A 14,450-nucleotide genomic window follows, 5' to 3' on the forward strand; every position below is an offset into this window, starting at 1 on the left:
CTCATGGCGTGCGCTCGTAGATCGTCCGGCCGATCAGCCGCAGCTGCGGGTGCGGCTGCGGCAGGGATTCCGAATGGCCGAGATAGAGAAAGCCGCCCGGATGCAGGAGCGCGACGAAGCGGTTGAGGATCGCGGCCTTGGTCGGGGTGTCGAAATAGATGAAGACATTGCGGCAGAAGACGACGTCGAACGCCCCCTTCATCGGCCAGGGCTCGATCAGGTTCAGCCGCTTGAAGGCGATCAGGCGCTTGAGGTCGTCGCTGATCCGCGCCTCGCCGCGCCCGGCCTGCCCCTCCAGCCGCAGCAAAGGGCGCAAATCGCCCGGCAGGCGCTCGAACAGCTCGGCCGGATAGAGGCCGGCGGCGGCGCGGTCGAGGATGTCGGTGTCGATATCGGTGGCGAGGATGCGGAAATCGAGATCGCTGCGATGGCCGACCGCCTCGCGCGAGACGGCGGCGATGCTGTAGGCCTCCTCGCCCGAGGAGCAGGCCGAGGACCAGATCCGGATGCGGCCGCGCCTTGCCGCGCGCTCCTGGATCAGGCGCGGCAGCAGCTCGCCGCGCAGATGGTCGAAATGATGGCGCTCGCGGAAGAAGGCGGTGTGGTTGGTGGTGACGGCGTTGATCAGCTCGGGAATCTCGCTTTGCGCGCCCGGCGTCTTCAGGAAGGCGCAGTATTCGGCGACCGAGGCCAGCCCCAGCGCCTTGACCCGGCGTGCCAGCCGCCCACGCGTCATCGCTTCCTTGTGCTCGCGGATGACGATGCCGGCATGCTCGTAGACCAGCCTGGCGACGAAGCCCATGTCGTCGCGGGTCAGGGTCGATTCGGTCTGGGGCTGCGGGACTGACATGATCTGGCTCTGGGAGGGCAAACTTTAGAACTCCGCCCATTCGTCGAGCCGCCCGCCACCGGCGACCTTGCGGCGCGGCTCGGCGGGCCGGGAACGGAGCTCGGCGCGGCGCGGCGCCGGCGCCATGGCCTGCCTCGGCTCCGCCGGCGCGGTGACAGGCACGCGCAGCGGCGCGACGAGCCCGCTCGCGGCGGCCGGCGCCAGCGCGGAGCGGCTGTGAGCTTCCTCGGTGTGGAAGAAGGCGACGAGGCCCTTCAGCGCCTCGATCTGGGCGGCGAGGCTGGCGGCGGAACCGGCGCTCTGCTCGGCCAGCGCCGCGTTCTGCTGCGTCGCCTCGTCCATATGCGCGACGGCCTGGCTCATCTCCTCGATGCCGCCCGCCTGCTCGGCCGTGGCCTGCGAGATCTCGACGACCGTGCCGGAGACCTCCCCGGCCGCCGTGACGATGCGGTTCAGCGCCTCGCCGGTATGGCGCACGAAGCGGACGCCGTCGGCGACCTGCGCATTCGAGTCGACGATCAGGCCCTTGATGTCCTTGGCCGCCTGGCTCGAGCGCTGCGCCAGGCTCCTGACCTCGGAGGCGACGACGGCAAAACCCTTGCCGGCATCGCCGGCGCGCGCCGCCTCGACCGCGGCGTTCAGCGCCAGCAGATTGGTCTGGAAGGCGATGCCGTCGATCACCGAGACGATCTCGGAGATGCGCGAGGAGGACTGCTCGATCCGCTCGATCGCGCCGACCGCGTCGACCACCACCTTCCGCCCGGCCTCGGCGACGCCCATCGCCTCGCCGGCGAGTTCCGTCGCCCGGCGCGAGCGCGCCGCGCTCTGCTTGACCGAGGCCGCGAGCTGCTCGGTCGTCGCCGCCGTCTGCTCGAGATTGCCGGCGCTGTCCTCGGTGCGCCGGGCGAGGTCGGCGGCGCCGCTGCGGATCTCGGCGGCGGTGGTCGCGACATGGCCGGAGGTCGCCTGGATGCCGGAGACGGTCTGCGCCAGTCGCGCCATCGTCTCGTTCAGCCCGGCCTTCAGTTCGGCGAGACGGCCCTGATACTTCCCCTCGACGCGCTGGGTCAGGTCGCCTTCGGCAAGACCGGAGAGGACCTCGGCGAACTCCCCGACCGCGCCGTCGACGATCATGTTGATCTGGTTGATGCCCTCGGCGATGCGCGCCAGCGCGTCCGACTTGCCGGCGAGCGGGATGCGCCGCGAGAAATCGCCCTCGGCCGCGGCGGAGACGACATCGGCGACCTCGTCGGCGGCGCCGAGCTCGTCGGTCAGCTCGCGCCACTCCATCGTCGCGCCGAGCGGCGGGCCGTCAGCCTGCACCATCCGGCTCAGCGTCAGCGCCAGCGTGCGCCGGCCGAGCGAAAAGCGCAGCGAGCGCGCGCCGTTCCCGGCGGATTGGGCGGCGGACCGGCTGTCGAAGACATCCATCACCTTGCCGAGCATGTCCTTGGCGGAAATGCCGGGAAAGGCGATGCGGAAATCGTCCTGCGCCTCGGCGAAGAACTTCAGCAGCGACCGGTTGGCGAAGACGACACGCCCTTGCGCGTCGCAGACCATGATATTGGTGCGGCAGCCATCGAGCGCGGCCCGGAGGCGGCTGGCCTCGACACTGCTCTCCTGGACCTGCCGCAGGCTGCGGCTAAGATCGCCGATCTCGTCACGGCGCGCCAGTTCCGGCAGCTCCGCTTCCTGGCCTTCCGCCAGCTTCTCGGCCCCGTCGCGCATCGCCACCAGCGGCCGGGCGAGCGAGCGGGCGACGAGCCAGCCCAGCCCGGCGGCGACAGCCAGGCCGGCGGCGCCGAAAGCCAGCGCCGGCCCGAGCGTCGCGGCACTCACCGCCTCGACCTGCTGCCCGGAAAGGCCGAGCGCGGCAAGCTTCACCGAGGCGGCCTGATGCACCGCGCCTGCGACCGCCATGGCCGCGGCCAGGGCCCCGCCGGCGAAAAGCGCCGGCAGTTTGAAGGACAGTTTCGAAAGGCCCGCCGGCATCGTGCTCATCGGCTTCTTGTGTCTCTCAGGGGGCAGGCGGCAGCTTCCTCTGGCGCGTTGGCGGGCGTCCTCGGGGCGGTCCTTCGGGTCAGTTGGCGCGGGCCTGCCGGGCCTGAATGTCGCCGCCATCCTTGATCACCGCCGCGAGGTCGAGCAGCGCCACGATGTCGCTGTCGAGCAGCACCAGGCCCTCGATCAGGCCGTGCTCGTCGCGCTCGAGATCCGGCGCGGGACGCACTGCGCTGACCGGCACGTCGACGATGTCGGAGACCGAGTCGACCAGCAGGCCGGCGGTCTTGTCCTCGACATCGACGACGACGATGACATGGGTCGCGGTCGCATCGGTGACGCCGAGGCCGATCGAGGTCCGCAGGTCGTAGACCGCCAGGATCACGCCGCGCAGGTTGAGCACGCCGCGGACATGCGGGGCCGCGTGCGGCAGCGGCGTCGTCGCCTGCCAGCCCTTGATCTCGCGGACCATGCCGACATCGATGCCGAAGGTCCGGTCGCCGACGCGGAAGGTGACGATACGGCGCACCGCCGATTCCGGTTGCGCCGAGGTGAAGTGCTTTTCGCCGAGTTGCAGGGTCATGGTCATCCAGCCAGCTTGAGTTCAGGAGCAGTTTGGCGGCCGCCGGCCGCCGCCAGGCGCAGCATCGAATCGACGTCGAGGATGAGGGCGACGAGCCCGTCGCCGAGGATCGTCGCGGCCGAGGCACCGTTGACCGTGCCGTAATTGGCTTCGAGGCTCTTCACCACGACCTGCTGCTGGCCGACGATCTCGTCGACCGCGATGCCGACATTCCCGCCGCGTTCGGTCTCGGCGATGATGATGATGTTCTCGTCGCGCTTGCCGGACGAGCCCATCACCGCCCCGAGCCGGTGGAGCGGCGTCACCTCGCCGCGCCAGCGCAGGACTTCCTGGCCGAAGGTCAGGTGCTCGATCGGGGTGTTGGCGAGGTGCTGCGTCTCGATCACGCTGGCGATCGGGATGACGTAGCGGTCATCCCCGCAGCGGATCACCATGCCTTCGAGCACCGCGAGCGTCAGCGGCAGGGCGAGCGTGAACTTGCAGCCGCGGCCCGGCTCGGAATCGACGCTGATCCGGCCGCCGAGCGATTCGACATTGCGGCGGACGACATCCATGCCGACGCCGCGCCCCGAAATGTCGCTGACCGCCTCGGCCGTCGACAGCCCGGCGGCGAAGATCAGCTGGTCGATCTCCTCCGGCGCCAGCCTTTCCTCGGCCGTGACCAGGCCGCGCGAGCGCGCCTTGCCGAGCAGCTTCTCGCGATTGATGCCGCGCCCGTCATCGGTGACGGAGATGACGATGCGGCCGGCGCGGTGCTCGGCGATCAGCCTGATCGTGCCCTCCGGATGCTTGCCGGCGGCGATGCGCTCCTCCGGCGTCTCGAGCCCGTGATCCATCGAGTTGCGGATCATATGGGTCAGCGGATCGGCCAGTTCCTCGATGATCGTCTTGTCGACCTCGGTGTTCTCGCCCTCGAGGACGAGCTTCACTTCCTTGCCGAGCGTCTGGGCGAGCTCGCGCACCAGCCGCGGCATGCGCTGGAACACCGCCTTCACCGGCTGCGCCCGCACCGCCATGACATGGTCCTGCAGCTCGCGCGTCTGGCGCGACAGGGTCAGGATGCCCTCGGCGGTCTTGGCATAGACGTCATAGGGCAGCGAGCGCACGCATTCGACCAGCATCGACTGGGTGATGACGATCTCGCCGACCAGGTTCATCAGCCGGTCGATGCGGTCGAGGTCGACGCGGACGCTGACCGCCTGACGCTGGCGCGCGGCGGCGCCGTCATTGGCGGCGACCGGCCTGGCGGCGGGCCGCGGCGGGGGCGGCGCGACATCCGCAGCCACCGCCGGCTGGATGTCGGGCGACGGCGTCGCGGCCGGCGCCGGGCCGAGACGCGCCAGGATCGCGGAGAGATCGGCAGCGACGTTCTGCGGCACTTCGGCAGGCACCGCTTCGGCGGCGTCGTCATTGGCGGCCGCCGGCATGACCTCGACCTCGAACTCCTCATTGGCGAGGGTGAAGTCGAACCTGGCGACGATCTCCTCGACCGGGACCTCGGTACGCAGCAGCACCGTGAAGCGCATATGGCAGTCGGTGACGTCGAGCGTCTCCAGCGACGGCACATGGCCCATGTCGCAGGTGACGGAGACGATCTCCTCGGCCGGCAGGATGGCGAGCATGACGCGCGGCTCGATCACCCGGCGGAACAGGTCGCTCTCGGGGCTGATCCGGATGCAGACCTCGCGGCCGGGCCGCTCCGGCGTGGCGGGAGCCGCTGCCGCCGGCGCATCGTCCCAGCCGTCATCGGCGGCCGGAGCGGGCGCGGTGGCCTTGGCCTCGACCATGGCGAGCAGGTTGCCGAGCGCGGCGATGCCGGGAGGTTCGTCCGCGGCGGCCGGCGCTGCCGGTGCCTTGGCCTGCCCGACCTGCTCGAGCGCCGCCAGCAGATCGGGGCGCGCCTGCGCCGGCTCGTCATTGCGTGCGGCCGCGACGAGATCGGAAACCGCGTCGGAGCAGCGCAGGAACAGGCTGAAGGGCGCGTCCTCGAGCGCGACGCGGCCGGAGCGCAGATGGTCGAGCGACGCCTCGAAGACATGGGCGAAGGCGACGAGCTCGGTGCAGCCGAAGGCGCCGGCACCGCCCTTGATCGAATGGATCGCGCGGAACGCGGCATTGACGTCCTCGGAATCGCGGGAGCCCTCGTCGAGCGCCTGGAGCTTCTGCTCGAGCGCGCCGAGGAGCTCCTCGCATTCCTGGAAAAAGGTCTGTTTGAGTTCCGCCAGAGGATCCATCAACCGCCTCAGTTCTGGTAGCGCGCGACGAGGCCGAGCAGGGTGGTGGGCTCGAACGGCTTGACCATCCAGGCGCTGGCGCCGGCGCGGCGGCCCTCGGCCTTGATCTCGGCGCCGTTCTCGGTGGTCAGCACGATGATCGGGGTGTTCTGCCCGGCCGGCCGCGAGCGGCAGGCGCGGGTGAACTCGATGCCGTCCATCAACGGCATGTTCAGGTCGGTGATCACGAGATCGGGCTTGAACTGGTCGAAGCGCGCCAGTCCCTCCTCGCCGTTCTCGGCCTCCGCCACCTCATGCCCGGCATTGCGCAGCGTCATGCTGAGCAGGCTGAGCAGGGTCTTGGTGTCGTCGATTGCCAGAATTCGCATCGCATTCACTCCACGACGAGGGCGCTTTGGGTGAAATCGAACCCGATCGCCTGAAAGGACTGGCGGCACTCGTCGGACATCGCCTTGAGCGTGACGCTGAGGCCATGCGCCTTGGCGCTGGCCGCTGCCGCATGCAGCAATTGGATCCAGAGGCTGGGGAACGGCCCGGCGCCGGCGCATTCGACACTGACGCTCTCTCTCTGCTCCAGCGCGACGAGGAGCTGGTTGCGAAAGGCGGCAGCCTCGGAACGGCCGAGAAGCGGCGGCAGGGAAACGGTGATGACCACGGCGGCGCGACCTGTGAATGGTGGCGGGAGGCTGTCACGGAAATGGTAAAAGTTTCGCTAATCGATCGGCCGGACGGGAAGGATTGTGACCGTTTCGCGGCAGTTCAGAACCGCCGGAGCGCGCGTCTTGCTTCGGCGCGGATTCGCCGCTTGTCCGGATGACCGGCCTTTCTTCCATCTGGACGCGCAGCTCTCAGAAGAGGCTGTTGCTGATCGCCCGCGGCACCAGCGTGATGCTGCCGCTCTGTTCCTTGTATTTGCGCGGGATGTTGATGATGCCCGACAGGTGCAGCCAGAGATTGTTCGGCGAGATCGGCTTCACGATGATCTCGTGGGCGCCGAGCTTGGCTGCCTGGACGATGGCCCGGCGGTCCGGCTTCTCCATCATCACCAGCACCGGCGCCTTGGCGAAGGGCGAGGTCTTGAAGGAGCGGATCGAGGCCAGGCATTTCATGCTGTCGCCCTCGGGCAGGTCCCAGTCGAGGATGACGATGTTCGGCTGCTTCTGGATGAACATGGTCGCGGCGCTGGCGAGGTCGGCCGCCTCGAAGATCCGCTGCAGCTGCGCCTGATAGAGCATCGTCCGGATGATGCGCCGGTAATGCGGGCTGGGGTCGATCAGCAGGACCGACAGGTTCGGGAAGGCGGGAGCGATATGCATGACGGCGATTGCGACCCGATACTCAACACCACATCCGGGCGAGGACGCCCGCTACTGAAGCCTCTTACTCCTGCGCCCGCCGGGCTCAGACACTGAGCCCGAAGCGGAACGCCCCCCAATGCCGGCCCCGGACGAAGATCGGCGCCGACAGGTCTTCCATCACCAGGAAGTTGCCGCCGCCCATGTCGCGCCGGTAGGTCTGCAGCAGGAAGGGCTTCTGGTTGCGCGCCGCCGCCAGCCCGGTCCGGTCGTCGAAGACCCGCCGGTTCCGGCAATTGGCATTGTTCCAGACCGGGTCCGGCCCCTGCGGCTGCGCGTATTTGCGGTTATGCGTCGGCAGGAAGCCGTTGCGGTCGACCGCGGCGCAGAAGACGACGCGCCGGTTGCCGGCCAGGAGCTTTTCCTGCAGCGGCGACAGCAGCCGGTCGGTCAGCGCGACGAAGCGCGTCATCTGCTGCACCGGATCGCTGCCCGGCACCGGGCGGTAGTCTTCGTCGAACAGGTCGGCGATGCCGATCTGGCCGCTCGCCAGCGCCTGCTCGAACAGGTCCGAGATCGTGCTGGCCGCCTCGATCGCCGTCGCGATCATCTCCGATTGCGGCGTGCGCACGCCGGAAGCCGCGATCGAGCCGAGGATCGCCTCGCTGGTCGAGACCAGCGAGCTCGCCCGGCGCGACGCGACCTCGAGGCTCAGGCTCGACTGTTCGACGCCGCCGACCAGCTCCTTCAGCTCCGTCCCGACCTTGGCGAAGGCCACGGCATTGTCGCGGGTCGGCGCCGAGATGCTGTCGATCTCGGCGATCAGCCCGACCACCGATTCGCCGAAATGGTCGAGCTCGCCGATCTGGCGCGAAATCCCCTGGCTCTCCTCGCTGGCGCGGCGCGCCGCCAGCGCATTGGCCTCGCTCTGGCGCGCCAGCTGGTCGACGGTGGCGACGAGCGCCTCGAGCTGCCTGGCGCTGGCCGTGGTCGCGTCACGGGTCTGTTCGGCGAGTTGCTTGACGGCGGCCGCGATCACCGCAAATCCCCGGCCGGCAGCGCCGCTGCGGGCCGCCTCGACCCCGGCATTGATCGAAAGCAGCTGGATCTCGCGGGTGATCGACTGGATCGCCTCGCTCGCCTCGCGCAGCTTGTGGGCGCGGTCGACGGCGCCGGCCAGGGCCTGCGAGATCGACTGCGCGCCATTGGAGAGCTCGGCGATGTCGTTCTGCGCCGCGTTGAGGCCGAGCCTGACCGCGCCGGTGACGCGCTCCAGGCCGCTCTTGACGACCGAGGCCGCGCTCTGCGCTTCCTCGGCCGAGCGCTGGATCGCCTGATTGGCGCGCGCCACCTGGTCGACGGAATCGACGACGCGGTGCAGCCCGGCCGTCTGCCGGTCGAGCTGGCCGTTGACGTCGCCGATGCGGCCGGAAATGTCGGTGATCTCGCTGCTCAGCTTGCCGAAGCGTTCCGCGATCTCGACGACGGCCCGCGAGGCCGCCTCCGCGTCGGGCGCGTCCTCATTGGCCGGGGCAGGCGTCTTCAGAGCCTGAGCATGCATGGAGACGCACTTCCGCGTGAGAAATCTGCCTTCCGAAGCTAAACGAACGCGGTAAATCGCCGGTTAATGGCCGTGCTCACGCCATTTTCGGCTGCCCGAATGCGCCTATCGGAGGAAAAGCGCGATCGCCCCGAGATCGCTGCATCCAGGACCGGCTTTTCGCGTTACCGTAGCGGCAGGCCCGGCATCGTGCGGCCGGCATCCGGAGGAACCCCATGCACCACGCGACTTCGTTTTCCCGCCGCTCGCTGCTCGGCCTCGGCGCCGCCGCGGCCGGCCTGGCCATTGCCCCCAGGGTCTGGGCGCAGGCAGCGACCCCCGCCGCCCCGGCCGGGCCGTTCTCGCTGCCCAAGCGCGCCTATGAGGCCGCGGCGCTCGAGCCGCATATCGACGCCACGACGATGGACATCCACTACAACCGCCATCACGCGGCCTATGTCGCCGGCCTGAACGCCGTCGCCAAGGACCATGGCGTCCTCGCCCAGACGCCGCTCCAGCAATTGCTCGGTGATCTCGGCAAGGTGCCGGAGGCGGCCCGCACCGCGGTCCGCAATTCCGGCGGCGGCCACGCCAACCATACGATGTTCTGGGAGGTCATGGGGCCGAATGCCGGCGGCGCGCCGACCGGCGAGGTCGCAGCCGCGATCACCCGCGACCTCGGCGGCTTCGACAAGTTCAAGACGGATTTCGATACGGCGGGCCTGCGTGTCTTCGGCTCCGGCTGGGTCTTCGTCACGGTGACCAAGGACGGCAAGCTCGCTTTGGCCAGCAAGCCCAACCAGGACAGCCCGCTGATGGACAAGCAGATGGTGCTGATCGGCAACGACGTCTGGGAGCACGCCTACTATCTGAAATACCAGAACCGCCGGGCCGACTATCTCAAGAGCTGGTGGAACGTCATCGACTGGAGCAAGGTCAACACCCGCTACGCCGCCGCCAAGGCCGGCAAGCTGGCGATCTGAGCGGCCGGACGACGCCCTGATCCACGATGCCCGGCCCACGGCCGGTATCGTGCATCGAGCGGGCCCTGTCTCGGTCATCCCAGGCGACCGCAGGAGACCCGGGTCCATGCCGGAACGCTGATCGGAAAAGCTCAGGCATGGATCCCCGGCTCTGCGCGGCCTTCGCCGCTTGGCCGGGATGACTTCTCAATTCGACACGGACGCGTCCTGCACTACGCTGCCGCCATGAGCCCTTCCCTGACAGGCGCGCCTTGAACAGCCGGCAGCTCGAGATCTTCGCCGCGGTGATGAAGGCCGGCACGATCTCGCGCGCCGCCGAACTGCTCGGCATCACCCAGCCCGGCGTCAGCCGCACCATCGCCGAGCTCGAGCGCTCGGTCGGCTTCCTGCTCTTCGACCGTGTCCGCAACCGCATCATCGCGACGCCGGAGGCCAAGCTGTTCTATGCCCAGGTCCAGGCCTCCTTTCTCGGCATGGACACGCTGCGCGCCACCGCCGCCCGCATCCGCGACCATGGCGCCGGGCAATTGCGCGTCGGCTCGCTCTCGGCGCTCGGCTCCTCGCTGGTGCCGAAGGCGGTGCGCCGCTTCCGCGAGAAGCGGCCCGACATCGCCGTGACGCTGATGGTGCTGCCCTCGCGCGATGTGCGCGACGGCGTCGCCTCCGGCGCCTTCGACATCGGCCTCGCCGCCGACGAGATCGACACCTCCGGCGTGCTCCACCAGCCCTTCGTCCAGCCGCGCGTGCTCTGCGCCTTGCCGCTCGGCCATCCGCTGGCGGAGAAGGAGCTGATCGGCCCGCTCGACCTGCACGGCATCCCCTTCATCGCCTATGTCCCGGAGGACCGGGCGCGCCAGCGGCTCGACCGCATCTTCGCCGAGGCAGGCGCGGAGCCCGACATCGTCGTCGAGACGATCTATGCCTCGACCGTCTGCGCGCTGGTCGCGGAGGGCATCGGCGTCGGCCTGGTCAGCCCCTATGCGGTCGCCGGCGCCGATCCGACCCGCCTCGTGCTCAGGCCCTTCGAGCCCGCCGTGCACAGCAAGAGCCTGCTGATCCTGCCGCTCGACCGGCCGAAATCGCAGCTCGTGCGCGACTTCATCGACTGCCTGATGGAAGCGCGCTGAGCATAACAGGCAGGCATGAACTCATAAGCTGCGCCTGATTGCGGGACGAAGGCCGCCGGATGACCCTCCGGCGATGAAAGGGCCTCGCCATGCATGACCTGACGCGCTGCGTTCACCACCCGGCCGTCGACACCGAGGGCTATGCCAGCCTCGCCGTGCCGACGCATCGCGCCTCGACCATCGTCTATCCCGATGCGGCGAGCTTTTCGGCCCGGAAATATCGCGGCTTCGACGGCTACACCTACGGCCTGCACGGCACGCCGACGACGCGCACGCTGGAAGCCCAGCTCAGCGTCCTGCATGGCGGCGTCCGCACCGTGCTCGTGCCCTCCGGCCAGGCGGCGGTCAGCGTCGTCATGCTCTCGGTCCTGATGCCGGGCGACAAGGTGCTGATCCCCGACCATGTCTACCCGCCGGTGCGCAGCTTCTGCGAGGAATACCTGAAGCCGCGCGGCATCGACTACGGCGTCTACGACCCGCTGATTGGTGCCGGCATCGCCGCGCTGATCGACGACGCGACGAAGCTCGTCTGGGTCGAGTCGCCCGGCTCCGGCACCATGGAGGTGCAGGACGTGCCGGCGATCGTGCAGGCGGCCAAGGCCCGGGGCGTGCTCGTCGGCTGCGACAACACCTGGGCGACGCCGCTGCTGTTCAAGCCGCTGGCCCATGGCGCCGACTTCGCCTGCGAGGCGCTGACCAAATATGTCGGTGGCCATTCCGACCTGCTGCTCGGCTCGATCACCGTAGCCGACCTCGGGCTGCGCCAGAAGCTGAAGGAGACGCTGCGCGGCCTGGGCGTCGGCGTCTCGCCGGACGAATGCCAGCTTGCGCTGCGCGGCATCGAGACCATGGGCCTGCGTGTCGCCCATATGGGCCGCGTCTCGGAGGATTTCGCCCGGCGGATCGAGCGTTCGCCGGCGGTCGAGCGGGTGCTGCACCCGGCCCTGCCCTCCTGCCCCGGCCACGCCTTCTGGAAGCGCGACATCGGCCGCTCCTCCGGCGTCTTCAGCGTCGTGCTGAAGCCGGCTCCGGACAGCACGCTCGAAGCCGCATTGACCGCGCTCAGGGTCTTCGCCATCGGCGCCTCCTGGGGCGGCACTCGCAGCCTGATCGCGCCGATGGCGGTGGCAGGCGATCGCAGCGTCGTTCCGTGGACGGACCAGGGCGCGGTGCTGCGCATCAGCATCGGCCTCGAGGATCCGGACGATCTCTGGAACGATCTCGACGCACTGCTCGTCGCGCTGGAAAGACCGGCGGCCGCCAAGGTCGCCTGAACGGAAACGACATCGCCGGAACGAAACGCACGCGGCGGCAGGCCATCGCCGCGTCGGGAGAGCTTTGCCTGAAAACAAGAACAGGGGATCTGCCAATGAAACGACTCGCCATCAAACGACTCGCCATCAAGCGATCGACGCTCCGCCTGGCCGCGGCCATCGGCCTCGCGACCGCCCTCGCCGCACCCGCCTTCGCCGCCGACACGCTGCAGACCATCCGCGAGCGCGGCAAGATCATCTGCGGCACCAGCCCCGGCGTCGCCGGCTTCTCGCTCCAGGATGCCAATGGCCGCTGGGAGGGCTTCGACACCGATATCTGCCGGGCGCTCGCCGCGATCATCTTCAACGACACCGAGAAGGCCGCCTTCGTGCCGCTGACCTCGAAGGACCGGCTGATCGCGCTGCAGGCCGGCGAGATCGACGTGCTGCCGCGCACCACGACCTGGACATTGGCGCGCAATGCCGGCCAGGGCGTCACCTTCACCGCCGTGAACTATTATGACGGCCAGGGCTTCATGGTGACGAAGAAGCTCGGCGTCACCTCGGCCGCGCAGCTCGGCGGCGCCTCGATCTGCGTCGCCCAGGGCACGACCAGCGAGCTCAACCTCGCCGATTATTTCCGCAAGCTCGGCGCGGAATACGAGCCGGCGGCCTTCAGCACTTCCGAAGAGGCGATGAAAGCCTATGAGGCAGGCCGCTGCGACGCCTACACCACCGACGTATCGGCGCTCTCGGCGGTCAAGATGAAGCTCCAGGCGCCGGATGCCCATGTCATCCTGCCGGAGATCATCTCGAAGGAGCCGCTCGGCCCCTGGGTGCGGACCGGCGACGAAACCTGGTTCAACCTGGTGCGCTGGACGGTCTTCGCCTTGGTCAATGCCGAGGAGCTCGGCATCACCAAGGCCAATCTCCAGGAGATGCTGAAATCGCCCAATCCCGAGATCAAGCGCTTCCTCGGCCGGGACGGCAAGATGGGCGAGGCCATGGGCGTCAGCAATGACTGGGTCGTGCGCGTCATCGCCGCGGTCGGCAATTACGGCGAGAGCTTCGAGCGCCATCTCGGTGCAAAATCGCGCCTGCACCTCGCCCGCGGTCCCAACGAACTCTGGAGCAGGGGCGGCATCCAATACAGCCCGCCGTTTCGCTAAAGCACGCGCCGATCAGATTGCTGTGCAATCTGATCGGATCCGGTTCTAGGATGGCGTAGCCATTTCGCCGGGGCTTGGAACCATTGCGCGCTTCGGCGGTTGGCGTTCTTGTTTTTCATCATAAGGGAGCGCGCCCGTGTCCAGCTTCAGGTCCTTCGCCGCCGGCGCCGCCGCGCTCCTGCTTCTCCCGGGCGCGGCCATCGCCCAGCCGCGCACGCTCGGCCCGCCGAGCGGCTCGGTCCGGTTCGAGGTGATCTCCGTCGCCTTCATCGGCCAGGGACAGGTCGGTGGCGGCACGCTGGCCTTTCGCGGCCGCAACTATCCCATCACCGTCGGCGGCCTCGGCGTCGGCGGCATCGGCGCGGCGAAGCTGACCGCCACGGGCCGGGTCTACGGCCTCAGGCAGCGCGAGGACTTCGCGGGCGCCTATGTCCAGCTGCGCGAGGGCTGGGCGGTCGGCCGCGCCGGCCGGGGCCGGATGGTCCTCAAGAACGACAAGGGCGTGACGATCAACCTCGATGCCAGGCGGCGGGGCCTGCAGCTGTCGCTCGGCGCCGACGGCGTCCTCATCGGCTTCAAATAGCCGGCCGCCTCGGTCGAGGCGGTCGTCTCTTCCCCTAGTAACAGAACCTGCTCCCCGCGACAGTACGATCGCGGGGAGCGCTGCCGCAGGCCCGGCGCTATTTCGCGACGCCGGGCTGCACCGCGGGCTCCTCGGCCGTCATCGGGATCAGCACTTCCGGCTCGGCGGCCCGCTCCCGGCCCGGCCACTGCCATGTGAACAGTGCCGCCGCCATTCCGAGCCCGATCAGATCCGTCACCCAGTCCGGCTTCACCAGGCAGAACGCCGCGGCGACGAGCAGCGCGCGTTCCCACATGGCGGCGCGGCGCAGCAGGTAGCCGTGCAGGCCCGCGGCGAGCAGCCCGATGCCGAGACAGGAGCAGGCGAAGCGCCAGATGATCGTCGGCCAGTCGCCGATCATCAGCAGCGCCGGCTCGTAGACGAACATGAACGGCACGACGAAGCCGGCCGCGCCGATCTTCACCGCCGCCCAGCCGCTGCTCCAGAGATCGGCCTTCGCCAGCCCGGCCGCAGCATAGACGGCGAGCGCCACCGGCGGCGTGATCGCCGACAGGATGGCGAAGTAGAAGGCGAACATGTGCGCCGCCGGCGTGATGACGCCGAGCTTGATCAGCGCCGGCACCAGCAGCGAGGTCATCACGATATAGGCCGGCGTGGTCGGCATGCCCATGCCGAGCACGATACCGGCGATCGCGGTCAGCATCAGGGCCAGCAGCAGATAGTTCTGCGAAAGGCCGACCACGGCCTGGGTGAAGACGATCCCCGCGCCGGTCAGGGCCACGACGCCGATGACGATGCCGGCGCAGGCGCAGGCCAGCGCCACGGCGAGCGC

General features: G+C 69.1%; 14 protein-coding genes. 5 read left to right on the top strand and 9 right to left on the bottom strand.

Translation table 11 applies throughout. The features are described from left to right. Position 1 precedes the first annotated feature (1 nt). The 8 genes from V6M56_RS18110 to V6M56_RS18145 all read right to left on the bottom strand — a co-directional run bounded on the left by V6M56_RS18110 (position 2) and on the right by V6M56_RS18145 (position 8,524). The gene (locus tag V6M56_RS18110; RefSeq protein WP_332685557.1) at positions 2–850 is read right to left on the bottom strand and encodes a CheR family methyltransferase; all 849 of its coding nucleotides are present in this window, start codon (positions 848–850) and stop codon (positions 2–4) included. A gap of 24 nt (positions 851–874) precedes the next feature. Then, on the bottom strand, positions 875–2,851 hold the full coding sequence (locus V6M56_RS18115; RefSeq protein ID WP_332685558.1) for a methyl-accepting chemotaxis protein: 1,977 nt from the start codon (positions 2,849–2,851) through the stop codon (positions 875–877). Positions 2,852–2,930: 79 nt separating this feature from the next. Continuing rightward, entirely contained in the window at positions 2,931–3,434 is a 504-nt protein-coding gene (locus tag V6M56_RS18120; protein ID WP_332685559.1) for a chemotaxis protein CheW, read from the bottom strand. Positions 3,435–3,436: 2 nt separating this feature from the next. Continuing rightward, the gene (locus tag V6M56_RS18125; RefSeq protein WP_332685560.1) at positions 3,437–5,668 is read right to left on the bottom strand and encodes a chemotaxis protein CheA; all 2,232 of its coding nucleotides are present in this window, start codon (positions 5,666–5,668) and stop codon (positions 3,437–3,439) included. Between the two features lie 8 nt (positions 5,669–5,676). Then, a complete protein-coding gene (locus tag V6M56_RS18130) occupies positions 5,677–6,036 on the bottom strand; it encodes a response regulator (protein WP_332685561.1) in 360 nt (119 codons plus the stop codon). A gap of 5 nt (positions 6,037–6,041) precedes the next feature. Continuing rightward, positions 6,042–6,323, bottom strand: coding sequence for an STAS domain-containing protein (locus tag V6M56_RS18135; protein ID WP_332685562.1), 282 nt, complete (start codon positions 6,321–6,323; stop codon positions 6,042–6,044). Positions 6,324–6,516: 193 nt separating this feature from the next. Beyond that, on the bottom strand, positions 6,517–6,984 hold the full coding sequence (locus V6M56_RS18140; protein WP_332685563.1) for a response regulator: 468 nt from the start codon (positions 6,982–6,984) through the stop codon (positions 6,517–6,519). An 85-nt stretch (positions 6,985–7,069) separates the two neighbouring features. Next, complete coding sequence (locus tag V6M56_RS18145) at positions 7,070–8,524, bottom strand: methyl-accepting chemotaxis protein (protein ID WP_332685564.1); 1,455 nt, start codon at positions 8,522–8,524, stop codon at positions 7,070–7,072. 215 nt (positions 8,525–8,739) lie between these two features. Between V6M56_RS18145 and V6M56_RS18150 the strand changes: the two genes are divergently transcribed. The 5 genes from V6M56_RS18150 to V6M56_RS18170 all read left to right on the top strand — a co-directional run bounded on the left by V6M56_RS18150 (position 8,740) and on the right by V6M56_RS18170 (position 13,618). After that, on the top strand, positions 8,740–9,486 hold the full coding sequence (locus V6M56_RS18150; protein ID WP_332685565.1) for a superoxide dismutase: 747 nt from the start codon (positions 8,740–8,742) through the stop codon (positions 9,484–9,486). Positions 9,487–9,737: 251 nt separating this feature from the next. Further along, on the top strand, positions 9,738–10,613 hold the full coding sequence (locus tag V6M56_RS18155; RefSeq protein ID WP_332685566.1) for a LysR substrate-binding domain-containing protein: 876 nt from the start codon (positions 9,738–9,740) through the stop codon (positions 10,611–10,613). Between the two features lie 89 nt (positions 10,614–10,702). Further along, complete coding sequence (metC, locus tag V6M56_RS18160) at positions 10,703–11,887, top strand: cystathionine beta-lyase (RefSeq protein WP_332685567.1); 1,185 nt, start codon at positions 10,703–10,705, stop codon at positions 11,885–11,887. A gap of 125 nt (positions 11,888–12,012) precedes the next feature. Next, the gene (locus tag V6M56_RS18165; protein ID WP_332685570.1) at positions 12,013–13,035 is read left to right on the top strand and encodes an amino acid ABC transporter substrate-binding protein; all 1,023 of its coding nucleotides are present in this window, start codon (positions 12,013–12,015) and stop codon (positions 13,033–13,035) included. 136 nt (positions 13,036–13,171) lie between these two features. Then, positions 13,172–13,618 carry a hypothetical protein gene (locus tag V6M56_RS18170; RefSeq protein ID WP_332685568.1) on the top strand — a complete coding sequence of 149 codons (447 nt, stop codon included), beginning with the start codon at positions 13,172–13,174 and terminating at the stop codon, positions 13,616–13,618. A 97-nt stretch (positions 13,619–13,715) separates the two neighbouring features. Here V6M56_RS18170 and V6M56_RS18175 read toward each other — a convergent pair. After that, on the bottom strand, positions 13,716–14,450 hold a 735-nt coding region (locus tag V6M56_RS18175), incomplete at its 5' end, for a DUF3394 domain-containing protein (RefSeq protein ID WP_332685569.1).

It is taken from the genome of Allobosea sp., from assembly GCF_036675845.1.
GTDB lineage: Bacteria > Pseudomonadota > Alphaproteobacteria > Rhizobiales > Beijerinckiaceae > Allobosea.